Consider the following 23,258-nt stretch of genomic DNA (forward strand, 5'->3'; position numbering starts at 1 on the left):
GTCAGGCGACGGCGACGACGTCGAGAATCCGCTGGACGACCCGATCCTGGTCGATCCCCGCCGCCTCGGCTTCGAACGACAGGATGATGCGGTGGCGCAGTACATCGAACAGCACCGCCTGGATATCTTCCGGGCTGACGAAGTCGCGTCCGGCCATCCAGGCGTGGGCGCGGGCGCAGCGGTCGAGGGCGATCGAACCGCGGGGGCTGGCGCCGTAGGCGATCCACTCGGCCATTTCCGCGTCGAACTTGGCCGGGCTGCGGGTCGCCATCACCAGTTGGACCAGGTACTCCTCCACGGCGTCGGCCATGTACAGGCCGAGGATTTCCTTGCGCGCGGCGAAGATCGCCTGCTGGCTGACCCGGCGTTCGGGCTTGGCCTCGCCGTTGAGCGCTTCACCGCGGGCCTGCTGCAGGATCCGCCGTTCGACGGCGGCATCCGGGAAGCCGATCTTGACGTGCATCAGGAAACGGTCGAGCTGGGCTTCCGGCAATGGATAGGTGCCCTCCTGCTCGATCGGGTTCTGGGTCGCCATCACCAGGAACAGTGGCGACAGGTCATAGGTGCTGCGTCCAACGCTGACCTGGCGCTCGGCCATGGCTTCGAGCAGCGCCGACTGGACCTTGGCCGGGGCCCGGTTGATCTCGTCGGCCAGCACCAGGTTGTGGAAGATCGGCCCCTGCTGGAACACGAAGCTGCCGGTTTCGGGCCGATAGATCTCGGTACCGGTGATGTCGGCGGGCAGCAGGTCGGGCGTGAACTGGATGCGATGGAACTGCGCTTCGATGCCTTCGGCCAGCTCCTTGATGGCCTTGGTCTTGGCCAGGCCGGGGGCGCCCTCGACCAGCATGTGGCCGTCGGCCAGCAGGGCGATCAGCAGGCGCTCGATGAGCTTTTCCTGGCCGAGAATCTGCGCTGAGAGAAAGGTTCGCAGCGCCAGCAGCGCTTCACGATGTTCCATCGATGAGTGTTCCTGGAGAGGGGGGCGACGGCATGCGGATAAATGTCGTCGCCGGGGGCGTTACTTTAATCCATCGAGGGTCGTGGCGACTAACGGACAACGGGATTTTTCTGATTTTTCGGGAAAAATCCTGCGTTGTTGAGAGTCATTTCTCACGGATGCAGCGCACCTGCGCTTTTCAGCCCAGTTCGCTGACGTAGGTGCCGGTACCTTCCAGGATGTTCCTGAGGGTCTGCTCGATCTCGGCCAGTTCCGCGGCGTCGGTGCGGTGCAGGATTTCCAGGTGGTCCGCGCCATTGAGCGCATCGGCGTCACCCGGTGCGACTTCGATCAGCAGGCGGGTGGCGCCGAAGGTGACCTTGACCCCGTCCAGGGTCGACGGTTCGCCGTCCAGGGTGATTTCCAGCTCGTCCTCGTCCGGGTAGCGGGTCATCAGGAACATCTCGCCCTTGTCACTGTGGCAGCAGAGCATGGCCATGTTGTCTTCTTCATCGTCGCAGGGGTTGGCGATGAGGTGGGCGGTACTGAACGGCATGGGCTGGTGTCCTGTGGGGAGCGGGGGAGAGGCGATATTTTGCCTGTATCCGCAATATTTTTCAGGAACCGATGGCGACGGCCCGGCAATCGGCTCGCGGTTTCGCTTCGCCGACCGCCAGGAGACATTATGTAGGAAGTGTCTTGGTTCTAACTTCACTCATTCCATTTTGTGTTCAGAGTTCTCGTATAGACCTGTCATTTCTGACAGTAGACGATGTGCGACGAAGTCTTGATAATCATCGCCAAGCCGAGTTCCTGCGTTGTCCGGTTCAAGATTTTCCTGGAAATCTTCTAACGGAGGAATAAGGCCTTGAAAGTCTCGATCCTGATGTGTACCTACAATGGCCAACGATTTCTGGCCGAGCAGATCAACTCCTTTGAACGCCAGAGTCATTGCAACTGGAGCTTGGCGGTATCCGATGATGGCTCCAGTGATGCCACACTGGAAATAGTCGACAGTTGTACCGGTGATTGGCCAGCAGGACGGCTGAAGGTCTTTTCCGGTCCGCGCAAGGGCTTTGTCGCCAACTTCCTGTCATTGACCTTTCGTCCCGAAGTTCAGGCGGATTTCTATGCCTGGTCGGATCAGGACGATATCTGGAACGAAGACAAGCTCGAAACCGCGCTGATGTGGTTGCAGAGTGTACCCGGGCATGTGCCGGCGCTGTATTGCGGGCGTACCCAACTGATTTCGGAGTTGGGGATCGGCACCGGCCGATCCCCGCGTTTCTCGCTGCCGCCGGATTTTGCCAATGCCCTGGTCCAGAGCATCGGCGGCGGCAACACCATGGTGTTCAACCATGCCGCACGCGAACTGCTGCGCGAAGCGGGGGCCGATGTCCGCATTCCTTCCCATGACTGGTGGGCCTACCAACTGGTGTCCGGAGCCCGGAACGGGGTGGTTTTCTACGACCCACAGCCCAAGACGCTCTATCGCCAGCACAAGGCCAACCTGGTCGGCAGCAATGCCGGGTGGCTGGCCCGGCTCTATCGGATCCGCATGCTGATCCATGGGCGTTTCCATGAGTGGAACCGGCAGAACATCAGGGCTCTGGAGTTGATGAGCCATCGACTGGACCAGCAAAACATCGAATTGCTTTCGGCATTCAAGAATGCCCGTGAGCTGCCGCTTTGGCATCGAATATCCGGTATCAGGCGTTGCGGCGTCTATCGGCAGACACTGGGCGGCAATCTCGGATTGCTGTTTGCAGCGCTGCTCCGAAAGATCTGATTTTCTAAAAATTTTCAGTTTTCTACTGCCTGTTCATTGGAAACGGTGAGAGGCGATTGCGTCATTTTTTCTTCAGAGGTGCTGATTGAATGTATGAACTCACGAACGAATCGAGTGATATGTCGAGAGGGATCTGGCGCCATCGAAGTCTCATTCTGATGTTGGCGCGGCGTGACATTATCGGGCGCTATCGCGGGTCGATATTGGGAGTTGTCTGGTCGCTTATATATCCGCTATTGATGCTGGCTATCTACTCTTTTGTCTTTGGTGGGATATTCAAGTCGCACTGGGGAGCGGGTGACAGTTCGCCGTTGGAGTTCGCCCTGGTGCTGTTTCTAGGGCTGATAGTTTTCAACTTGTTCTCCGAATCCGTCAGCCGTGCGCCGGGAGTGATCTCGGCTCATGCCAGCTATGTCAGGAAAATCGTTTTTCCGCTGGAGATTCTGCCGGTGGTGCTGCTGTTGGGAGCGATGTTCCAGTTTCTGGTCAACCTGGGGGTCTGGCTGGTGTTCTGCGCGTTGTTTTTCCGGGTTCCGCCTCTCACGACCGTGCTGTTGCCCGTGGCGATTCTGCCGTTGCTGCTGTTCACCCTGGGAGTCTGCTGGGTATTGGCATCACTGGGGGCTTATCTGCGCGATATCGGTCATCTGGTCGGGGTGCTGGTGACCGCGCTGCTGTTCCTCTCTCCGATTTTCTATCCCGTCACGGCCCTGCCCGAGCGTTTCCAATACTTCATGACGCTCAATCCCCTGGCTCAGGTGATCGAGAACACCCGGCAGGTTTGCATCTGGAGCCGCTTGCCGGACCCCGGAGTCTGGTGCCTGTCATTGCTGGTCGGGGCGCTGGTGGCTTGGCTTGGTCTGAGATTTTTCCAGAAAACGCGTGGGGGATTTGCCGATGTCCTCTGATATTGCCATCGCTGCCGAAGGGCTCTGCAAGTGCTACCCGATCTACAACAAACCCAGCGATCGGCTGTTGCAGATGCTGTTTCAGCGGCACCAGTCCCGTTGTCGGGAGTTCTGGGCCCTGAACGGAGTGTCGTTCCAAATGAAGAAGGGAGAGTCCCTCGGCATCATCGGTCGCAACGGCTCTGGCAAATCGACCCTGCTGCAACTGATTTGCGGGACCCTGGCGCCGACGTCGGGAAACCTGCGTGTCCAGGGGCGGGTGGCGGCTTTGCTGGAGCTGGGTGCCGGTTTCAATGCCGAGTTCACCGGCCGCGAAAATATCTACATGTCGGCTGCGCTATACGGGTTGAGTGTCGAGCAGATCAATCAGCGCTTTTCCGCCATTGCAGCCTTTGCCGATATCGGCGGTTTCATGGAACAGCCGGTCAAGACCTATTCGAGTGGGATGTATGTGCGTCTGGCGTTTGCGGTCGTCGCTCATGTCGACGCCGGTGATCGACGAGGCGCTTTCGGTGGGGGATGCCTATTTCGCACAGAAATGCATGCGTTTTATCCGTCAGTTCAAGGAAAGGCATTCGCTGATTTTTGTCAGTCACGACACCGCTTCGGTGATCAATCTCTGTGACCGGGTGCTGTGGCTGGACCAGGGACATCCAAGGGAGCTGGGAGAGGCGCGATGGGTGTGTGAGCGTTATCTGAACGACCTGTTCCACACTGTGGGTGGCGATCATCCGATCAGTGCCGGGCAATCTCGGCCTCGGCATGCCAGTGCAACGAAGCGTCACGGTCAGGCTGCTCTGGAGTGGCGCGATCAGCGTGCAGACTATATCAATTCGAGTAACCTCAGGAATGACCTCGAGGTATTCCGCTTCGATCCGCAGACTCCTGGCGCATTCGGCGGGGAAGAAGCCCGCATCACCGAGGTGCGGCTGACCGATTCCACTGGCGCCGGGCTGACCTGGGTACTGGGCGGAGAGCGGGTCAACCTCAGAATCGAGGCCCAGACATCGGTTTTTCTCGATCGTCCCATCATCGGCTTCTTCGTCAAGGATCGTCTGGGGCAGACGCTGTTTGGCGACAACACCTACATCAGTCAACTGGGCAACATCCGCACCGCACAGGCGGGGTCGACATTGACTGCGGAGTTCGAGTTTTTCATGCCTTGGCTGGCCAAGGGCGACTACGTCATTCAGGTCGCTATCGCCAATGGCGAACAGCATGACCACAAGCAGTTGCACTGGTGCCACGAGGGCCTGCTCATAAGGTCGCACCACGATCCGGTGTCGACCGGAATCATTGGCATTCCCTTTCTTAATATAAGCCTCAGCGTCGATCGCTACTGAGCATCAAGGAAACCCATGCACCCATCGGCCATGCTTCACGGCAGAAATTTCATCGAGTCGATCCAATACCCGGACAACCGACGGGTCAGGATAGTTGAAGTGGGCTCCCAGGATGTGAATGGGTCGCTCAGGGCATTCATACCTGAAACCTATCACTACACTGGCTGTGATTTTGTTGAAGGCAGCAATGTCGACCTGGTCCTGGAGGATCCCTATTGTCTACCCTTTGCCGACGACTCTGTCGACGTGGTGATCGCCAGTTCCTGTTTCGAGCACTCCGACATGTTCTGGCTATTGTTCTTGGAGATTCTCAGGGTATTGAAGGACGATGGCCTGTTTTACCTGAACACCCCCAGCAACGGTTATGTTCATCGTCACCCGGTGGACAGTTGGCGTTTCTACCCGGATTCGGGCCGCTCGCTGGTGCAGTGGGGACAGCGAAATGGTTACTCGCCAGTACTGATTGAATCCTTCATCGGTGCTCAGATGGGAAACCGTCCCGAACAGCGCTGGAGTGATTATGTGGGCGTATTCGGCAAGACTACGGCCAGCGTTTCGCATCTCGGTTTTCGCCTTTCGGAAAAGTCCGGACAGGTCAGGCATTTGCAGCGCTACGGAGTCGATGTTTGGCAAGCCGAGCCCAGTGAACCTGAGGATCTGTTGAATATCCTCGGGCTGGAGCAGGCCAACGCCACCCTGAACGGACAGGTCAGCGGGTTGCAGAGGCAATGTGTCGACCTGGGACGGCGAATCGGCGGTCTGGAGCAGGCCAACGAAGTCCTGCGCAGTCGTGTTTCTCAACTGAAAGGCTTGCATGATGCGTTGCTGGCTTCCAGGTCCTGGCGCCTGACGGCACCCTTGCGCAGGGTCAAGCAATGGCTATCGGGATCCGGCATTACGTTCAGACGCCGGTTATTGAAGACGTTGCGCTCGCTGGGGCGTTCTGCCTATCACCGCGCACCTGCCCTGATACGACCATTCCTGTTCCGGGTCGCGTTCAGGCTCTTCGGCGAGCACCTGTTGCGTGGACCCGGGCCTGTCATGACCGGTTTGCCGAGAGAGCCTGTGTGTAGCCTGGACTATCGGGAGTTAGTGGAGCGCACGCGGGCTGCTCCGATGCTCCGGGGGCAGAGTGTCGCGGTGGTGATTCATGTTTTTTATCCGGATGTCTTCCAGGAGATGGCAACTTATTTTCACCATTTGGGTGATGAGTGCCACTTTTACATCTCGGTTGCGGATGAGGCGGGTCGAACCCAGGTAATGCAGACGCTGCGGCATCAGGGAATCGAACGCTATGAACTGACGATCTGTCGGAACCGTGGGCGAAACTTTGCCCCCTGGCTGGTGGAGTACCGCGAGCAGATCCGCACTCACGACCTGATGTTGCATCTGCATACCAAGAAGTCGCTACGAACTGGAGAGGACCAGCAGGCCTGGCGGACTCACCTGTTCGATTGCCTGCTTGGCAGCCCAACGGTTGTCGAACTGATCCGAGGGATCTATCGGGATCGACCGCAAGCAGGTGTTATCGCTCCCGAAACCTATGAGCGAGGAGCCAGCTACTGGTTTCATCACTGGTTATCCGTAGGGCACTTGTTACCGGGATTTTTCTCCCGATTGGGCATTGATCACTATCCACGACGTGGCCTAATCGACTTTCCGGTGGGTGGCATGTTCTGGGCACGTGTTGATGCCCTGCGGCCTTTGTTGGCGGTTGAATGGACGTACGACGATTTTGAGGTCGAGCCGGCCGCGGACGATGGTACATTGCCCCACCTGATCGAGCGTGCCATCGGGGTCATCGCGGAGCACTCCGGCTACATCTATGGCGAGATCAATCCGCAGGCCGGGCGATTTCTGTGGGGAGCGGGTAGCAAGCTGTTGAGTCATTACCGGGTTACCAGTAGGCGGATCAGTGATGCCGGTGGGTTCCCGGTAGTGTCTTTCGACTTCTTCGATACGCTGTTCTCCAGGGTTTCGGTATCACCCGAGGATGTTCAGCATTACATCGGTTTTGAGCTGGAGCAGCGTTTGGGGGCACCTGTCGCTCAGGGCTTCTATGCCGTTCGAAGGGCGGCAGAGGCGCGAGCTCGCGAGCTCTCGAAAACCGGCGATGTCAGGTTGTCGGATATCTACGATTGTTTTTCCCTGTTCGGCTGGGGCGCTGCGTGCTCCAGGACAGCCATGGTTCTGGAACTGGAAATCGAGAGGCGCTGCCTGGTTCCGCGTCAGGCGGTGGTGGATGTGCTGGTCCGGCTGAAGCGCCAGGGTAAGCGGGTAATCATTGTCAGTGACAGTTATTTCGAACGTACCTTTCTCCTGGACGTGTTGAAACGCTTCGCGGTCATGGACTGTGTCGATGAAGTGTACGTGTCCTGTGAGGTTGGGCGTCGCAAGGATCGTGGTGACATCTGGCCTTATCTGATCGGTATCGAGGGCGTTTCCATCCGGCATATCGGTGACAACGAGCAGTCGGACATCCAGCAGGCATTGCGCAATGGTTTGTCGCCGGTGGGGATCTTGAATCCGGCCGTATTGGCCCAGGAGCGCGGACTCAGGCTACCGCCCGGTTGGCGTGAGGCCGAGCATGATTGGCGTGATGGCATCCTTCTGGGGCCGGCGGTTCAGGTGATTGCCAATGACCCGTTACTGGAGGAGGGTTTCAGGCCTCTTGTCCTGAACAGCCTGGTCGATGTCGGGTGTCTGGTCTACGGCCCGCTGGTCATGAGCTTTCTGAATTGGCTGGATAAAAAACTGGTTGCCGGACGCTATGAGCGCGTGTTGTTCCTGGCCAGGGACGGCTTCTACCTCAAGGAGCTTTTCAATCGGTATTATTCCAGCGTGTGCAGGGAAAGAACCGAGTACTTCTTTTGCTCGCGGCAATCTTTACTTGCCGTGTTATGGGCAGGGGGTATCGTCGTCGAGGATTTGCTCAGCGGTGGACATTTCCGCGGCAGCATGAGCGCCTTGCTGAAGGCCAGGTTGGGTTTCGAAACCTCGGATAGTGGTGACCTCATTGTTCTGCCGGGCGATGAGGCTCGCGTTCGGCAGTATGTATCGGCGCATCGTGAGGCCATCGCCCATTACTGTGCGGGGCAAAGGCTGGCGTTCACCCATTACCTGGACAGGCTGGGCATCCATTCCGGGGGACGCTATGCGGTGATCGACCTGGGGTACGCCGGCACCATTCAGTATCGCTTGCAGAGGATTCTTCAGTGCCCGCTGGATGGCTTCTACATGGTTACGAATAAGGCCGCTCAGCAAGTTGTCGACGAGGGAGGGCGGATCCACGGCTTTTTCAATGATGCTCTCGGCCTGGACAGGTCCATACAGCCGGTCGAAGCTCACAGCCTGGCGCTGGAGGCGGTTTTTTCCGCGCCTCATGGCCAAGTGACCGGCTACGTCCCGGCAGGTATCGTTTTCTCTGACAGGAATCAGTCGGCGCAGACCCTGGCTCAGGCCTTGCAGGAAGGTATTGGCAGGTATTTTTCCATGCTGCTCGATGCCTATGGTGAGTCGGTGCTGGATGTGGATTTTTCTCCGTTGACGGCGCAATACCCCTTCGAGTTGATGATCAGCGGCGGTATCGTTCTGCCCGAAAAATTCTCCCGCCAATTTACGGTCGAGGATGATTTTTGCGGTAATGGCGAGTTGAACGTCTCGCAATTCCTCGGGTTGCGTGTTTCTGTGTCTTGACGCTGGTATACCTGTCAATGTCCGAATATGTCGCAGCGTCGCAAGAACGCCTGTCGGCCCTCTCGTTAAGCTTCGCAACGGATAGTTTTTCCCCGGCCCCGGCCTGTAAAACCGGCGGCGGCCGTGGAAGAGGCTAATCTTCGAACGTGGATGTGACCCCTGGGTCGCGATCAGCATCATCAACCTGTCACTGTGCACTGCCCAAGCTACACCTGCCCAGTGATGAAGGCCCCCTTTTGCGGGGGAAACTCGCGACGCTTCTCTCTATATAAAACAAAGCCCAAGCGGAGTACCACAGATGGCGTTCTTCACCGCAGCCAGCAAGGCCGACTTCCAGCATCAACTGCAAGCGGCACTGGCGCAGCACATCAGCGAGCAGGCACTGCCACAAGTGGCGCTGTTTGCTGAACAGTTCTTCGGCATCATTTCCCTGGACGAACTGACCCAGCGTCGACTCTCCGATCTCGCCGGCTGCACCCTCTCAGCCTGGCGCCTGCTCGAGCGCTTCGACCACGCCCAGTCCCAAGTACGGGTCTACAACCCGGACTATGAACGCCATGGCTGGCAATCGACCCACACCGCCGTGGAAGTCCTGCACCACGACCTGCCGTTCCTGGTGGACTCGGTGCGCACCGAACTCAACCGCCGCGGCTACAGCATCCATACCCTGCAGACCACCGTGCTCAGCGTGCGTCGTGGCAGCAAGGGCGAATTGCTGGAGATTCTGCCAAAGGGTACCCAGGGCGAAGGGATTCTCAACGAATCGCTGATGTACCTGGAGATCGACCGTTGCGCCAACGCCGCCGAGCTGAACGTGCTGTCCAAGGAGCTGGAGCAGGTGCTGGCGGAAGTCCGGGTCGCGGTCGCCGACTTCGAGCCGATGAAGGCCAAGGTCCAGGAGCTGATCCAGGGCATCGACAACAGCCAGTTCGCCATCGCCGCCGATGAGAAGGCCGAAATCAAGAGCTTCCTCGAATGGCTGGTGAACAACCACTTCACCTTCCTCGGCTACGAGGAGTTCGTGGTCCACGGCGACCAGGACGGCGGTCACATCGAGTATGACCCCAATTCCTTCCTCGGCCTGACCAAGCTGCTGCGCGCCGGCCTCACCGCCGAAGACCTGCGCATCGAGGACTACGCCGTCGCCTACCTGGCCGAACCGACCCCGCTGTCGTTCGCCAAGGCCGCCCACCCAAGCCGTGTACACCGTCCGGCCTATCCGGATTTCGTCTCCGTGCGGATGATCGACGCCAACGGCAAGGTGATCAAGGAATGCCGCTTCCTCGGTCTCTACACCTCCTCGGTCTATGGCGAGAGCGTGCGGGTGATCCCGTACATCCGTCGCAAGGTCGAGGAAATCGAACGCCGTTCCGGCTTCCAGTCCAAGGCCCACCTGGGCAAGGAACTGGCCCAGGTACTCGAAGTGCTGCCGCGCGACGACCTGTTCCAGACCCCGGTGGACGAGCTGTTCAGCACCGTGATGTCGATCGTGCAGATCCAGGAGCGCAACAAGATCCGCGTGTTCCTGCGCAAGGACCCGTACGGCCGCTTCTGCTACTGCCTGGCCTATGTGCCGCGTGACATCTATTCCACCGAAGTGCGCCAGAAGATCCAGCAGGTGCTGATGGATCGCCTGAAGGCCAGCGACTGCGAGTTCTGGACCTTCTTCTCCGAATCCGTGCTGGCCCGTGTGCAACTGATCCTGCGGGTCGACCCGAAGAACCGACTGGACATCGATCCGGTGCTGCTGGAGAAGGAAGTGATCCAGGCCTGCCGCAGCTGGCAGGACGATTACGCCAGCCTGGTGGTCGAGAGCTTCGGCGAGGCCCATGGCACCAACGTGCTGACCGACTTCCCGAAAGGCTTCCCGGCCGGTTATCGCGAGCGTTTCGCCGCGCACTCGGCGGTGGTCGACATGCAGCACCTGCTGAGCCTGACCGAAGCCAATCCGCTGGTCATGAGCTTCTACCAGCCGCTGGGCCAGGTCGGTCAGCGTGAGCTGCATTGCAAGCTCTACCACGCCGATACCCCGCTGGCGCTGTCCGACGTGCTGCCGATCCTGGAGAACCTCGGCCTGCGCGTGCTGGGCGAGTTCCCCTACCGCCTGCGCCACAGCAACGGTCGCGAGTTCTGGATCCATGACTTCGCCTTCAGCGCCGCCGAAGGCCTGGACCTGGATATCCAGCAGCTCAATGACACCCTGCAGGACGCCTTCGTCCACATCGTTCGTGGCGATGCCGAGAACGACGCGTTCAACCGCCTGGTGCTGACCGCCGGCCTGCCATGGCGCGATGTGGCGCTGCTGCGTGCCTACGCCCGCTACCTCAAGCAGATCCGCCTCGGCTTCGACCTCGGCTACATTGCCAGCACCCTGAACAACCACACCGATATCGCCCGCGAGCTGACCCGGTTGTTCAAGACCCGTTTCTACCTGGCCCGCAAGCTCAGCGCCGAAGACCTCGACGACAAGCAGCAGCGCCTGGAGCAGGCGATCCTGACCGCGCTGGACGACGTCCAGGTGCTGAACGAAGACCGCATCCTGCGTCGCTACCTCGACCTGATCAAGGCGACCCTGCGGACCAACTTCTACCAGACCGACGCCAACGGCCAGAACAAGTCGTACTTCAGCTTCAAGTTCAACCCGCACGCGATCCCCGAGCTGCCCAAGCCGGTGCCGAAATTCGAGATCTTCGTCTATTCGCCACGGGTCGAGGGTGTGCACCTGCGTTTCGGCAACGTCGCCCGCGGCGGCCTGCGCTGGTCGGACCGCGAGGAAGACTTCCGTACCGAAGTACTGGGCCTGGTAAAAGCCCAGCAGGTGAAGAACTCGGTGATCGTGCCGGTGGGCGCCAAGGGCGGCTTCCTGCCACGTCGCCTGCCGCTGGGCGGCAGCCGTGACGAGATCGCGGCCGAAGGCATCGCCTGCTACCGCATCTTCATCTCCGGCCTGCTGGACATCACCGACAACCTGAAGGACGGCGCGCTGGTGCCGCCGGCCAACGTCGTGCGGCATGACGACGATGACCCGTACCTGGTGGTGGCGGCGGACAAGGGCACCGCGACCTTCTCCGACATTGCCAACGGCATCGCCATCGACTACGGCTTCTGGCTGGGCGACGCCTTCGCTTCCGGCGGCTCGGCCGGTTACGACCACAAGAAGATGGGCATCACCGCCAAGGGCGCGTGGGTCGGCGTGCAGCGTCACTTCCGCGAGCGTGGCATCAACGTCCAGGAAGACAGCGTGACCGTGGTCGGCATCGGCGACATGGCCGGCGACGTGTTCGGCAACGGCCTGCTGATGTCCGACAAGCTCAAGCTGGTCGCGGCGTTCAACCACCTGCACATCTTCATCGACCCGAACCCGGAGCCGGCGGCCAGCTTCGCCGAGCGCAAGCGCCTGTTCGACCTGCCGCGTTCGGCCTGGTCGGACTACGACACCAGCATCATGTCCGAGGGCGGCGGTATCTTCTCGCGTAGCGCGAAGAGCATCACCATCACCCCGCAGATGAAAGAGCGCTTCGACATCAGCGCCGACAAGCTGACCCCGACCGAACTGCTCAACGCCTTGCTCAAGGCGCCGGTGGACCTGTTGTGGAACGGCGGTATCGGCACCTACGTCAAGGCCAGCAGCGAAAGCCATGCCGATGTCGGCGACAAGGCCAACGACGCCCTGCGGGTGAACGGCAACGAACTGCGCTGCAAGGTGGTGGGCGAGGGCGGCAACCTGGGCATGACCCAGCTCGGTCGCGTCGAGTTCGGCCTCAACGGCGGCGGCTCCAACACCGACTTCATCGACAACGCCGGTGGCGTGGACTGCTCCGACCACGAGGTGAATATCAAGATCCTGCTCAACGAAGTGGTGCAGGCCGGCGATATGACCGAGAAGCAGCGCAATCAGCTGCTGGGCAGCATGACCGACGAAGTCGGCGGCCTGGTGCTGGGCAACAACTACAAGCAGACCCAGGCCCTGTCCCTGGCAGCGCGGCGTGCCTACGACCGCATCGCCGAGTACAAGCGCCTGATGAGCGACCTGGAAGGCCGTGGCAAGCTGGACCGTGCCATCGAGTTTCTGCCGTCGGAAGAGCAGATGGCCGAACGTGTTGCCGCCGGCCAGGGCCTGACCCGTGCCGAGCTGTCGGTGCTGATCTCCTATAGCAAGATCGACCTCAAGGCCGCGCTGCTCGACTCCAAGGTACCGGATGACGACTACCTGACCCGCGACATGGAAACCGCGTTCCCACCGATGCTGGTGAGCAAGTTCGCCGATGCCATGCGCCGTCACCGCCTCAAGCGCGAGATCGTCAGCACCCAGATCGCCAACGACCTGGTCAACCACATGGGCATCACCTTCGTGCAGCGCCTGAAGGAGTCCACCGGCATGAGCCCGGCGAACGTCGCCGGTGCCTACGTGATCGTGCGGGACATCTTCCACCTGCCGCACTGGTTCCGTCAGATCGAGGCCCTGGACTACAAGGTCGCGGCCGAGACCCAGCTGGAACTGATGGACGAGCTGATGCGCCTGGGCCGTCGTGCCACCCGCTGGTTCCTGCGTAGCCGTCGCAACGAGCAGGACGCCGCCCGTGACGTCGCGCACTTCGGTCCGCACCTGGCGGCGTTGGGCCTCAAGCTCGACGAACTGCTGGAAGGTCCGACCCGTGAAGTCTGGCAGACCCGCTACCAGGCCTACGTCAAGGCTGGCGTACCGGAACTGCTGGCACGCATGGTGGCCGGCACCACGCACCTGTACACCCTGTTGCCGATCATCGAAGCCGCCGACGTCACCGGTCACGACGCTGCCGAAGTGGCCAAGGCCTACTTCGCGGTGGGCAGTGCCCTGGACCTGACCTGGTACTCCCAGCAGATCAGCGACCTGCGCGTGGCCAACAACTGGCAGGCCCAGGCCCGTGAGGCGTTCCGCGACGATGTCGACTGGCAGCAGCGTGCGATCACCATCTCGGTGCTCAAGCTGGCCGATGCGCCGCAGGACATGGAGGCCCGTGTGGCCCTGTGGCTGGAGCAGAACGCGAGCATGGCCGATCGCTGGCGTGCGATGCTGGTGGAGATCCGTGCCGCCAGCGGCACCGACTACGCCATGTACGCGGTCGCCAACCGTGAGCTGATGGACCTGGCCCTGAGTGGTCAATCAGGGCTGTGATAGCCTGAAACAAGCTGTCATCAAAAAAAGCCCCGGCTCGTGAGAGTCGGGGTTTTTTTTCGGGTTCGGGTGGAGGGTCAGATACCGATATCGCCCAGGGTCCGCACGATATTGCGCAGGGTGCCGGCAATGGTCGGGTGTTCGAGTTCGAAGCGCTCGACCGCCAGGTTCACCCCGTCGGCCAGGTTGGTGTCCTGGGTTGCGCTTTCCAGTTGCAACTGCAGTGCGATCTGCTGCATCAGGTCCTGCAGATGGGCGCGCTCGGCCTCGGACAGCGGCGGGTTCTGTTCAAGTTGCTCGCGCAGGGTGTCGAGTTGTTCTTGCAGTTCGCGGGCAGGCATGGTGGTTTCCTTCTATGGATAGTCTCTGGCATAGACCTTCGTGACGCGATAAAGGTCGGTGCCTGACTTTCAGCGTAATCCACCGCGGCGATTCGTGCCTGATCCCCATCAATGCCACGTATCAGGGCTTCTCGCCCTTGAGGCGACGCAGGGCGATGTCGGCGAGGCAAGTGGACAGTTCGCCGAGGTGGTCGATCACCGAATGCACGCCGAGGCTGAACAGTTCCACGGTCGCCTTGCCGCGCTTGCTTTCCCGCTCCTGGCGGCTCAGTGCCTGCCATTCCACCGGGGTCAGGCCGCACAGCGGGCCGCAGGAGGCCAGGCCGATGGTCCACAGCCCGGCATTGAGCCCCGACTGCAGCAGGCGCGGCTCGCCGCTGACCAGCACGCAGCCCTCCAGTTGCGGCACGCCAAGGCCCATCAATGCCTGCCAGCAGGCGTTGGGCGATGGCCAACGGGCGTCAGGGCAGGCGCCAGCCGGTTTCACCCAGGCCGGCAGGGTCGCGGCCAGGGGCGTGCTGACCTCATGGGGCAATTCATCCATCCAGGCGCAGGGTACGCCGAGCTGCTGCATATCCTGCAACACTTCCAGTGCGCCAGGGGTGGCGTGGCTGTGTTCATCCGGGCGTTGGCCATGTCGGGCGCGGGCACCGAAATCCACCAGGCAGCCGGTCAGGCCGAACAGCAGGGCAGTGGGGTTGGGCAGTGGTGCGGCGGCGGTGAGTGGCATGGCAACGTCCTTGAAATAACTTCGCAGAATAAGGCGTTGCCATGACAGTTGAGTGACTCCTTGCTGTCGGTCCTACTTGTAATTCTTTGTAGGACTGGTCTGGGTCATACTGCCTAAATGCAGGTATCCGCTTTATACTGACCCCAATTGTCAGGGCATGGCGCCCGCATCCCGTCTCGTCCAAGGAGTTTCTTTTTATGCGCTGGATCGATCGTCTAGCTCAAGTGTCTTTGTGTGCCAGCATGGCGCTGGTGCCATTCGCCGCGCACGCGGCCGACGAAGATCCGTGGGAAAGCGTCAACCGTCCAATCTTCAAGTTCAACGATACGCTGGACACCTACGCCCTGAAACCCTTGGCCCAGGGCTATCAGGCCGTGACCCCGCAGTTCCTGGAAGACGGCATCCACAACATCTTCCGCAACTTCGGCGACGTCGGCAACCTGGTCAACGACGTCCTGCAATTCAAGCCCCAGGCGGCGGGTGTCGATACCGCGCGCCTGCTGTTCAACACCACCCTGGGTGTGGGCGGCTTCTTCGATGTCGGCACCAAAATGGGGCTGCAGCGCAACGACGAAGACTTCGGCCAGACCCTCGGCCATTGGGGCCTGGACAGCGGCCCTTACGTGGTCATTCCATTCTTCGGCCCGAGCACCCTGCGCGATGCACCGGCCAAGGTGGTCGACAGCTACACCGAACCCTACCGCTATATCCACGACGTGCCAGCGCGCAACATCACCATGGGCCTGGACGTGATCGACACCCGTGCCAGCCTGCTGTCGAGCGAGAAGCTGATCAGCGGCGACAAGTACATCTTCATCCGCAACGCCTACCTGCAGAACCGCGAGTTCAAGGTGAAGGACGGCAAGGTCGTCGACGACTTCTAGTTGTCGGCCGGCCAACAAAAAGGCGACTCCTGGAGTCGCCTTTTTCATTTCACACCCGCTTCGCAAGCGCCGCTGGCCCTTGCGGGCGCCGGGTTTGCCGGCGAACCGCCAAGATCCCGGGGATCTGCCTCAACTCATCTTGAGAATGTGCAACCCCAACCGCTGCCCACCATCCTGATCCCGCACCCAAACCACCTCGGTCTCCGCCTCCAGCCCCCTCAGCGACGGATGATCGGAGTCGATCCTCACCAGCAACTGATCGCCGGCCTTGAACGCCCGCGGCGCCGCCACCTGCATCCCGCTGCTGGACAGGTCCACGCACACCGCCGAAATCTCCAGCCCGGCATGGATCAGCGTCACGTCGGCATCGACGCGCATCCGGATGTAATCACGCTTTTCCTCGTAGTCACGATCGGTTTGGCTCATCGACTCCATCCTTCGATTCCGTTGTGGTTTTCACACTTCTTATAACTCCCGGTGATTTGAGGTGTAAAGACCTCAAGCGACCATCGGCATGAGCTTGAAACGCCCGGTGGATGAGAGTACCGTCTGCGCCTTAGAAGGGCACCTCTGATACCGATGCACCGGACCTGATCGTTCGGTCGGCTCGAACCGGAGAGGCTAGAAAGCGAATCCAGTAGTACGAGCGGGGTCCAGGCCCTGCTGTCTACGCCAACCTAATTCTGGCGCCGTTTGCCCACATGCAGAAAACCAGTGCCACGCTGCTGATAATAGATGACGACGAAGTAGTGCGCGCAAGCCTTGCGGCCTATTTGGAAGACAGCGGATTCAGCGTCCTGCAAGCCGGCAACGGCCTGCAGGGACTTCAGGTATTCGAGCAAGCAAGGCCCGACTTGGTGATCTGTGACCTGCGCATGCCTCAGATGGGCGGCCTGGAACTGATCCGCCAGGTCTCCGACCTTTCGCCGCAGACCCCGGTGATCGTGGTCTCGGGCGCTGGCGTCATGAACGATGCCGTCGAGGCCCTGCGCCTGGGCGCGGCAGACTACCTGATCAAGCCCCTCGAAGACCTCGCCGTGCTGGAGCACTCCGTGCGCCGGGCCCTTGATCGGGCGCGCCTGCTGCTGGAGAACCAGCGCTACCGCGAAAAGCTCGAAGCCGCCAACCGCGAACTCGAAGCCAGCCTTCACCTGCTGCAGGAAGACCAGAACGCCGGGCGCCAGGTGCAGATGAACATGCTGCCGGTCAGTCCGTGGAGCATCGACGATTTCCACTTCGCCCACCAGATCATCCCGTCCCTGTACCTGTCCGGCGACTTCGTCGACTACTTCCGGGTCGACGAGCGGCGGGTGGCGTTCTACCTGGCGGATGTCTCGGGGCATGGCGCTTCGTCGGCGTTCGTCACCGTCCTGTTGAAGTTCATGACCACGCGCCTGCTGTTCGAGTCCAAGCGCAATGGCACGCTGCCGGAGTTCAAGCCCTCGCAGGTGCTGGGCCATATCAACCGCGGGTTGATCAACTGCAAGCTGGGCAAGCACGTGACCATGGTCGGTGGCGTGATCGACGAGGAAACCGGACTGCTGACCTACAGCATCGGTGGCCACCTGCCGCTGCCGGTGCTCTACACCCCGGACAGCGTGCGTTACCTGGAGGGGCGTGGTCTGCCGGTCGGCCTGTTCAACGAGGCCGCCTACGAGGATCACATTCTGGAGCTGCCGCCGACATTCAGTCTTACACTGATGTCTGATGGCATTCTGGACCTTTTGCAACAAGATACACTCAAAGAGAAAGAGGCTGCCTTGCCTGAACTGGTGAGAACAGCCGGGGGCAGCCTGGATGGCTTGCGCCAGGTTTTTGGATTGGCCACGCTAGGGGAGATGCCGGATGATATCGCCCTGTTAGTGTTGAGCAGGAACCTTTGATGAGTACCGGTAGAATCCAATTCGCCGAGCAGGATGGCACCTTCGTTCTGAAGTTCGTGGGTGAAGTGCGCCTGACCCTGTGTTCGGCGTTGGATGCCACGATCGAGAAGATCTTCACGGCGCTGAACTTCACCGCGATCGTGATCGACCTGACCGAAACCCGCAGCATCGACAGTACCACGCTGGGCTTGCTGGCCAAGCTTTCGATCCTGTCGCGGCAGAAAGTCGGCCTGTTGCCGACGCTGGTGACTGTCCACGACGACATTACCCGCCTGCTGCAGTCCATGGGCTTCGACCAGGTGTTCAACATCGTGAACCGCCCGATTCCGTGCCCGGAATGCCTGACCGACCTGCCCTCGCAGGACCAGTCGGAAGAAGTGGTGCGGGTCAAGGTGCTGGAAGCGCACAAGATCCTGATGGGGCTGAACGACTCCAACCGCGAAGCGTTTCACGACCTGGTGAACGCGCTGGAGCGCAGTTGAGCCACTGACGCCTCAAGGCGTACAAAAAAGGGCGACATCCCTACGGATGTCGCCCTTTTTGCGCTGGCCATGTCAAAGGCTAGTCCGTGTTTTCCAGGGGATGATCTGCTGTGGGAGGAGGATTCACCGAGGCGTCGGGAACGATAACACCGCTCCAGCTGACTCCCGGGGCAGCATCACCGTCCCTCCAGCAACGCCCCCGCCTGATCCAGCAACGCCAGCGGGTCCTGCGCCTTGTGAATATCCACCGACAGCAACTGGCGGAACCGCCGCGCCCCCGGAAAGCCGGTGCCCAGCCCCAGCACATGGCGGGTCACATGATGCATGGCCCCGCCACTGGCAATATGTTCGGCCACATACGGCCGCAACTGCGCCAGCGCCTCGGCCCGGGAAATCACCGGTGCCGTGCTGCCGAACAGCCGCTGATCCACTTCAGCCAGCAGGTACGGGTTGTGATAGGCCTCGCGCCCCAGCATCACCCCGTCGAAGGTCTGCAGGTGCTCCTGGCACTGCTCCAGCGTCTTGATCCCGCCGTTGAGCACGATCTCCAGCTGCGGGAAGTCCTGCTTCAGGCGCGCCGCCACGTCATAGCGCAGCGGTGGAATCTCGCGGTTCTCCTTGGGTGACAGCCCCTCCAGGATCGCGATCCGCGCATGCACGGTAAAACTGCCGCAACCGGCCTCGCGCACCGTGCCGACGAAATCGCAGAGTTCTTCATAACTGTCGCGGCCATTGATGCCGATACGGTGCTTGACCGTCACCGGAACCGACACCGCATCGCGCATGGCTTTCACGCAATCGGCCACCAACTGTGGATGGCCCATGAGGCAGGCACCGATCATGTTGTTCTGCACCCGGTCGCTGGGGCAGCCGACATTGAGGTTGACCTCGTCGTAGCCGGCGTCCTCGGCCAGCCGCGCGCAGGCGGCCAAGTCGGCCGGTACGCTGCCACCCAGTTGCAGTGCCAGCGGGTGCTCGGAAGCGTTGTAGCGCAGGAAGCGTTCACGATCGCCATGGAGAATGGCGCCGGTGGTGACCATCTCGGTGTAGAGCAGGGTGTGCCTGGAAAGCAGGCGCAGAAAGTACCGACAATGGCGGTCAGTCCAGTCCATCATGGGCGCCACGCTGAAGCGGCGCGAGGGCTCGGGGCGGGAGGAGGTAACGTCGTTCAAGGGCATGGAAAATCGGTCGCTGTGGGCGCGGCCGGCGCGAATGGGTAGGGCGCTGGCTTGAGTGGCGTGGGGCTGAATGAGGGAGTTTACCAGAATATGGGGTGGCTCACAGGAAGGGGGTAGGGTAAGAGAGCAGGATTACGATCAAAGCGCCCTCAGTAGTCCTTCCAGCACCCTGTGCTCCCAGGTGCTGAGCAGGGCAATGGGATCAGTCCCGTATCGATCTCCAGGCGCGAGCTGCCATTTCCTCCCATCCGGGCTCTCAGCCTGCTCGCAGTAGTCGAGCTTATCGCCATCGTTGCAAATCGTGATTTGCCACCCCTCGACATCGACCGCAAAGTGGCCGGTGTCGGCCCCGTTCCCGGTTTGTCTGCCGGCTTTCACCATCGTTCGTCGTCCAAGAACGACATCTCGCAGCACTTGGCAGACTTCCCGTGTCATGAGCACGCCAGTGAATACCTCATCGCAATCGCCAACCATGGTGGAAGGACTCATCGCAGCTTACCTCCGGCATACATTTTCAGAGCCTGGCGTAGCATATATTTGGAAGACGGGAGAAGGCTTACTTTTACACCTGCCGTACTTATAAAAATAAGTCCGTCCCAATTTCCCCAATTTCCCATCAGTGTCGATAGGTATTGAGGTATCCCCCCTGGGGGGATAGGATGAGGGCATTCCCAAGCTACTACGCCCCCGGACGCCAAGCCCATGACCTGGCTACTCACCAAGTACTTCGTCACCTCCGCCATCGTCGTGCTGGTGTCGGAGTTCGCCAGGCGCAGTGACAGGCTGGGCGGGCTGGTTGCGGCGCTGCCGCTGGTGACGCTGTTGACGCTGATCTGGCTGTACTATGAGCAGCAGAGCCCGGAAAAGATCGCCAATCATGCCTGGTACACCTTCTGGTACGTCGTGCCGACGCTGCCGATGTTCCTGGTGTTTCCGCTGCTGCTGGCGCGGCTGGGGTTCTGGTGGGCGCTGCTGGTCGGGATCCTGATCAGCCTGGCGGCGTTCCTGCTGTTCGCCCTGGTGTTGCGTCGATTCGGCATCGACTTGCTTTGAGCTTGGAGAGCAACCCCTCCTGGGGGATACTGAGTGTTTATTCCCGCCGGACCGTGCCATGAGCCAACCCACACCGCCGCATGACCACACGCATCAATCGCATGAGGCCATCGTGAAGCGCCTCAAGCGCGCCGAAGGTCACCTGCGCAGCATTGTCACGATGATCGAGCATGGCCGTGCCTGCGTGGATATCGCCCAGCAACTGCACGCGGTCGAAAAGGCGGTCTGCCAGGCCAAGCGTACGCTGATCCAGGATCATATCGACCATTGCCTGGAGCACGCCGTCGGTGCCTTGGCCGATGGCGAAAGGGCGCCGCTGGAAGAGTTCCGGCAGATCACCAAGTACCTGTAAGGCGCTGCGCGCCATCTGCGTGACCGGCCAGTTGTCTACTGTGCCCCGCCGGTTTCGATCATGCTCCTGAGCAGGTTGGCCATCTCGTCGAACAAAATCTGCACCGAACGCAACGACAGGTTGTCCGGCCGCGTCAGCAGCCAGATATCCGTATCACACCCCTCCAGCGGCCCGCTCAGCCGTTCCACGCCTTCCAGGCTGTTGACCATGAAGTCGGGCAGGGCCGCCACGCCCAGGCCGGCACCGACCAGGCCGCCGACCGAGGACATGCTGCTGCAACGATAGCGTGGCACCAGGCCAGGGTAGACCTGCTGGCGCCATACCACCGAGATATGCTCGGCCAGGGAGTCGTTCGGGGCGATCCAGGGCTGCTCGGTGGGTGACTGCCGATAGCCCTCGCGAAAACTCGCGTGCCCGCAGACGAAGTAGGAGCTCTTGCCCAGGCGCCGTCCCACCAGGTGCTCGGGGGGCGAGTTGGACAGGCGCAGGGCAATGTCCGCATCACGCCGGCTCAGGCTGGCGAAGTTGTTGGAGGTGGCGATCTCTAAGGAAATGGCCGGGTAGCGCGGCATCAGCGTCGAGAGCCCGGGCAGCAGCAGGCTGCGCAGCACCGCATCGGTGCAGGTCAGGCGCACCGTGCCGCTGATGACGTTTTCCCCATGGGCCAGGGCGATGCGCGCCGTCTCCAGCGCCTGCTCGGCCCGTTCGGCCTGCTCGGCGATCGCCTTGGCGCTTTCGGTGGGGGTGTAGCCGCGGCGGTTCTTGTCGAACAGCGCGACTTCCAGGTTGGCCTCCAGCTTGCGGATCGCCCGGAACACCGTCGAGACGTCCACCTGCAGTTGCTCGGCGGCCCTGGCCAGGGTGCGTCCGCGCACCAGTGCCAGCACCAGGTGCAGGTCACTGTGGGTGACTTGATATTGCATCGTTGCAATCTTCCTTTGCCAGTTTGCCGATGTGGCTTGCGTTGGTGCCACCTTATACTCGGCGTGCTACTGCGAATCAATGGCACACGGACGGGCGCGCAGGTCTGTGCAGGACCACCGCCCGCCGTTGGCCAAATAACAAATACGCTGTGCAGGCTCGCGAACCGTTTCGCTGGAGCCCGTCAGCGCCAAGGATGTACCCCGTCATGAATTCCCCAGTCTCCCCTCGTGTCGTGCAGCTCAATGAAGCGAACATCTTCCTCAAGGAGAACCCCGACATCCAGTTCGTCGACCTGCTGATCACCGACATGAACGGTGTCGTGCGTGGCAAGCGCGTCGAGCGCGGCAGCCTGCACAAGGTTTACGAGAAAGGCATCAATCTTCCCGCTTCGCTATTCGCCCTGGACATCAACGGCTCCACCGTCGAAAGCTCGGGCCTGGGCCTGGACATCGGCGATGCCGACCGCATCTGCTACCCGATCCCCAACACCCTGAGCGCCGAGCCCTGGCAGAAGCGCCCGACCGCGCAATTGCTGATGACCATGCACGAGCTTGACGGCCGGCCGTTCTTCGCCGACCCGCGGGAAGTGCTGCGGCAGGTGGTGCAGAAGTTCGATGCGCTGGGGCTGACCATCTGCGCGGCATTCGAGCTGGAGTTCTACCTGATCGACCAGGAAAACGTGAACGGCCGGCCGCAGCCGCCACGCTCGCCGATCTCCGGCAAGCGGCCGATGTCGACCCAGGTGTACCTGATCGACGACCTCGACGAGTACGTCGACTGCCTCCAGGACATGCTCGAAGCGGCGAAGGAGCAGGGCATCCCGGCCGACGCGATCGTCAAGGAAAGTGCCCCCGCGCAGTTCGAGGTCAACCTGCACCACGTGGAGGATGCGCTCAAGGCCTGTGACTACGCGGTGCTGCTCAAGCGCCTGGTGAAGAACATCGCCTACGACCACGAGATGGACTCGACCTTCATGGCCAAGCCCTATCCGGGCCAGGCCGGTAACGGCCTGCATGTGCACATCTCGCTGATCGACAAGCAGACCGGCAAGAACATCTTCGCCACCGACGACCCGCAGACCCACGCGCCGTTGCGCCACGCAATCGCCGGGGTGCTGGAAACCATGCCGGCGTCGATGGCCTTTCTCTGCCCCAACGTCAACTCCTACCGCCGTTTCGGCGCCCAGTTCTATGTGCCCAACGCGCCGAGCTGGGGCTGGACAACCGCACCGTGGCTGTACGCGTGCCCACCGGTGGCGCCGATGCCATTCGTATCGAACACCGCGTCGCCGGTGCCGATGCCAACCCGTACCTGATGATGGCGTCGATCCTGGCCGGTATTCATCACGGCCTGACCCACCAGCTCGAACCCACCGACCCCATCGATGGCAACGCCTACGAGCAACTGGAGCAGAGCCTGCCGAACAACCTGCGCGACGCCTTGCGCGAGCTGGACGACAGCGAGGTGCTGAACCAGTACATCAGCCCCGAGTACATCGACATCTTCGTGGCGTGCAAGGAGGCCGAGATGCAGGAGTTCGAAACCACCATTTCGGACCTCGAATACAACTGGTACCTGCACACCGTCTGAGGAAGCCGGC

At 61.0% G+C, this 23,258-nt stretch carries 19 protein-coding genes and 1 pseudogene; 12 read left to right on the forward strand and 8 right to left on the reverse strand.

What is annotated here, in order from left to right; all coding sequences use genetic code 11:
- Window position 1: 1 nt before the first annotated feature.
- Together ACZ5KU_RS10360 and ACZ5KU_RS10365 are read right to left on the reverse strand one after the other, a co-directional pair.
- The gene (locus ACZ5KU_RS10360) at window positions 2-961 is read right to left on the reverse strand and encodes an AAA family ATPase (RefSeq protein WP_054056598.1); all 960 of its coding nucleotides are present in this window, start codon (window positions 959-961) and stop codon (window positions 2-4) included.
- Window positions 962-1,139: 178 nt separating this feature from the next.
- Window positions 1,140-1,496 carry a hypothetical protein gene (locus ACZ5KU_RS10365; RefSeq protein WP_054056597.1) on the reverse strand — a complete coding sequence of 119 codons (357 nt, stop codon included), beginning with the start codon at window positions 1,494-1,496 and terminating at the stop codon, window positions 1,140-1,142.
- Window positions 1,497-1,808: 312 nt separating this feature from the next.
- Between ACZ5KU_RS10365 and ACZ5KU_RS10370 the strand changes: the two genes are divergently transcribed.
- The 6 genes from ACZ5KU_RS10370 (at window position 1,809) to ACZ5KU_RS10395 (ending at window position 13,831) form a co-directional block, all read left to right on the forward strand.
- Entirely contained in the window at window positions 1,809-2,729 is a 921-nt protein-coding gene (locus tag ACZ5KU_RS10370; RefSeq protein ID WP_342633371.1) for a glycosyltransferase family 2 protein, read from the forward strand.
- 158 nt (window positions 2,730-2,887) lie between these two features.
- Complete coding sequence (locus ACZ5KU_RS10375) at window positions 2,888-3,637, forward strand: ABC transporter permease (protein ID WP_419737588.1); 750 nt, start codon at window positions 2,888-2,890, stop codon at window positions 3,635-3,637.
- The gene (locus tag ACZ5KU_RS10380) at window positions 3,627-4,262 is read left to right on the forward strand and encodes an ABC transporter ATP-binding protein (protein ID WP_464737099.1); all 636 of its coding nucleotides are present in this window, start codon (window positions 3,627-3,629) and stop codon (window positions 4,260-4,262) included. Before ACZ5KU_RS10375 ends, ACZ5KU_RS10380 begins: the two co-directional genes overlap by 11 nt.
- A complete protein-coding gene (locus ACZ5KU_RS10385; RefSeq protein WP_464737397.1) occupies window positions 4,180-4,980 on the forward strand; it encodes a Wzt carbohydrate-binding domain-containing protein in 801 nt (266 codons plus the stop codon). Before ACZ5KU_RS10380 ends, ACZ5KU_RS10385 begins: the two co-directional genes overlap by 83 nt.
- Before the next feature lie 15 nt (window positions 4,981-4,995).
- Entirely contained in the window at window positions 4,996-8,676 is a 3,681-nt protein-coding gene (locus tag ACZ5KU_RS10390) for a rhamnan synthesis F family protein (protein ID WP_054056595.1), read from the forward strand.
- A gap of 298 nt (window positions 8,677-8,974) precedes the next feature.
- On the forward strand, window positions 8,975-13,831 hold the full coding sequence (locus ACZ5KU_RS10395) for an NAD-glutamate dehydrogenase (protein ID WP_054056594.1): 4,857 nt from the start codon (window positions 8,975-8,977) through the stop codon (window positions 13,829-13,831).
- 77 nt (window positions 13,832-13,908) lie between these two features.
- Here the strand turns inward: ACZ5KU_RS10395 and ACZ5KU_RS10400 are convergent, their stop codons facing one another.
- Window positions 13,909-14,172: a DUF4404 family protein gene (locus tag ACZ5KU_RS10400; protein WP_054056593.1), complete on the reverse strand. Its 264-nt coding sequence runs from the start codon at window positions 14,170-14,172 to the stop codon at window positions 13,909-13,911.
- Between the two features lie 121 nt (window positions 14,173-14,293).
- Entirely contained in the window at window positions 14,294-14,902 is a 609-nt protein-coding gene (locus ACZ5KU_RS10405; protein WP_054056592.1) for a hypothetical protein, read from the reverse strand.
- Window positions 14,903-15,099: 197 nt separating this feature from the next.
- Between ACZ5KU_RS10405 and ACZ5KU_RS10410 the strand changes: the two genes are divergently transcribed.
- Window positions 15,100-15,786: an MlaA family lipoprotein gene (locus tag ACZ5KU_RS10410; RefSeq protein ID WP_054056591.1), complete on the forward strand. Its 687-nt coding sequence runs from the start codon at window positions 15,100-15,102 to the stop codon at window positions 15,784-15,786.
- Between the two features lie 129 nt (window positions 15,787-15,915).
- Here ACZ5KU_RS10410 and ACZ5KU_RS10415 read toward each other — a convergent pair whose 3' ends face one another.
- Window positions 15,916-16,212, reverse strand: a complete 297-nt coding sequence (locus ACZ5KU_RS10415) for a PilZ domain-containing protein (RefSeq protein WP_054056590.1) — start codon at window positions 16,210-16,212, stop codon at window positions 15,916-15,918.
- Window positions 16,213-16,487: 275 nt separating this feature from the next.
- Between ACZ5KU_RS10415 and rssB the strand changes: the two genes are divergently transcribed.
- Both rssB and rssC read left to right on the forward strand, forming a co-directional pair.
- Window positions 16,488-17,669 carry a two-component system response regulator RssB gene (rssB, locus tag ACZ5KU_RS10420; RefSeq protein ID WP_054056589.1) on the forward strand — a complete coding sequence of 394 codons (1,182 nt, stop codon included), beginning with the start codon at window positions 16,488-16,490 and terminating at the stop codon, window positions 17,667-17,669.
- Complete coding sequence (rssC, locus tag ACZ5KU_RS10425) at window positions 17,669-18,151, forward strand: anti-sigma factor antagonist RssC (RefSeq protein ID WP_054056588.1); 483 nt, start codon at window positions 17,669-17,671, stop codon at window positions 18,149-18,151. The genes rssB and rssC overlap by 1 nt, the downstream gene beginning before the upstream one ends.
- A 176-nt stretch (window positions 18,152-18,327) precedes the next feature.
- On the opposite strand, the gene dusA is transcribed toward rssC, so the two are convergent.
- Window positions 18,328-19,329: a tRNA dihydrouridine(20/20a) synthase DusA gene (gene dusA / locus ACZ5KU_RS10430; protein ID WP_081005861.1), complete on the reverse strand. Its 1,002-nt coding sequence runs from the start codon at window positions 19,327-19,329 to the stop codon at window positions 18,328-18,330.
- A gap of 138 nt (window positions 19,330-19,467) precedes the next feature.
- Entirely contained in the window at window positions 19,468-19,818 is a 351-nt protein-coding gene (locus tag ACZ5KU_RS10435) for a DUF7693 family protein (protein ID WP_464737100.1), read from the reverse strand.
- 213 nt (window positions 19,819-20,031) lie between these two features.
- On the opposite strand from ACZ5KU_RS10435, the gene ACZ5KU_RS10440 reads away from it, so the two are divergent.
- Window positions 20,032-20,382, forward strand: coding sequence for a DUF3147 family protein (locus tag ACZ5KU_RS10440; RefSeq protein ID WP_054056585.1), 351 nt, complete (start codon window positions 20,032-20,034; stop codon window positions 20,380-20,382).
- Window positions 20,383-20,440: 58 nt separating this feature from the next.
- A complete protein-coding gene (locus ACZ5KU_RS10445; RefSeq protein WP_054056584.1) occupies window positions 20,441-20,734 on the forward strand; it encodes a metal-sensing transcriptional repressor in 294 nt (97 codons plus the stop codon).
- Window positions 20,735-20,769: 35 nt separating this feature from the next.
- Here the strand turns inward: ACZ5KU_RS10445 and ACZ5KU_RS10450 are convergent, their stop codons facing one another.
- Entirely contained in the window at window positions 20,770-21,657 is an 888-nt protein-coding gene (locus ACZ5KU_RS10450) for a LysR family transcriptional regulator (protein ID WP_464737101.1), read from the reverse strand.
- 206 nt (window positions 21,658-21,863) lie between these two features.
- On the opposite strand from ACZ5KU_RS10450, the pseudogene ACZ5KU_RS10455 reads away from it, so the two are divergent.
- A pseudogene (locus ACZ5KU_RS10455) lies at window positions 21,864-23,248 on the forward strand (glutamine synthetase family protein).
- Window positions 23,249-23,258: the final 10 nt, after the last annotated feature.

The sequence above is a fragment of the Pseudomonas sp. Tof1 genome, assembly GCF_055390395.1.

Coding starts and splice junctions, on each gene's coding strand:
- ACZ5KU_RS10450 (WP_464737101.1), bottom strand. CDS start 21,657: ATGCAATATCAAGTCACCCACAGTGACCTGCACCTGGTGCTGGCACTG.
- ACZ5KU_RS10385 (WP_464737397.1), top strand. CDS start 4,180: ATGCGTTTTATCCGTCAGTTCAAGGAAAGGCATTCGCTGATTTTTGTC.
- rssB (WP_054056589.1), top strand. CDS start 16,488: ATGCAGAAAACCAGTGCCACGCTGCTGATAATAGATGACGACGAAGTA.
- ACZ5KU_RS10435 (WP_464737100.1), bottom strand. CDS start 19,818: ATGAGTCCTTCCACCATGGTTGGCGATTGCGATGAGGTATTCACTGGC.
- ACZ5KU_RS10440 (WP_054056585.1), top strand. CDS start 20,032: ATGACCTGGCTACTCACCAAGTACTTCGTCACCTCCGCCATCGTCGTG.
- rssC (WP_054056588.1), top strand. CDS start 17,669: ATGAGTACCGGTAGAATCCAATTCGCCGAGCAGGATGGCACCTTCGTT.
- ACZ5KU_RS10390 (WP_054056595.1), top strand. CDS start 4,996: ATGCACCCATCGGCCATGCTTCACGGCAGAAATTTCATCGAGTCGATC.
- dusA (WP_081005861.1), bottom strand. CDS start 19,329: ATGCCCTTGAACGACGTTACCTCCTCCCGCCCCGAGCCCTCGCGCCGC.
- ACZ5KU_RS10400 (WP_054056593.1), bottom strand. CDS start 14,172: ATGCCTGCCCGCGAACTGCAAGAACAACTCGACACCCTGCGCGAGCAA.
- ACZ5KU_RS10380 (WP_464737099.1), top strand. CDS start 3,627: ATGTCCTCTGATATTGCCATCGCTGCCGAAGGGCTCTGCAAGTGCTAC.
- ACZ5KU_RS10360 (WP_054056598.1), bottom strand. CDS start 961: ATGGAACATCGTGAAGCGCTGCTGGCGCTGCGAACCTTTCTCTCAGCG.
- ACZ5KU_RS10395 (WP_054056594.1), top strand. CDS start 8,975: ATGGCGTTCTTCACCGCAGCCAGCAAGGCCGACTTCCAGCATCAACTG.
- ACZ5KU_RS10375 (WP_419737588.1), top strand. CDS start 2,888: ATGTTGGCGCGGCGTGACATTATCGGGCGCTATCGCGGGTCGATATTG.
- ACZ5KU_RS10405 (WP_054056592.1), bottom strand. CDS start 14,902: ATGCCACTCACCGCCGCCGCACCACTGCCCAACCCCACTGCCCTGCTG.
- ACZ5KU_RS10410 (WP_054056591.1), top strand. CDS start 15,100: ATGCGCTGGATCGATCGTCTAGCTCAAGTGTCTTTGTGTGCCAGCATG.
- ACZ5KU_RS10365 (WP_054056597.1), bottom strand. CDS start 1,496: ATGCCGTTCAGTACCGCCCACCTCATCGCCAACCCCTGCGACGATGAA.
- ACZ5KU_RS10415 (WP_054056590.1), bottom strand. CDS start 16,212: ATGAGCCAAACCGATCGTGACTACGAGGAAAAGCGTGATTACATCCGG.
- ACZ5KU_RS10445 (WP_054056584.1), top strand. CDS start 20,441: ATGAGCCAACCCACACCGCCGCATGACCACACGCATCAATCGCATGAG.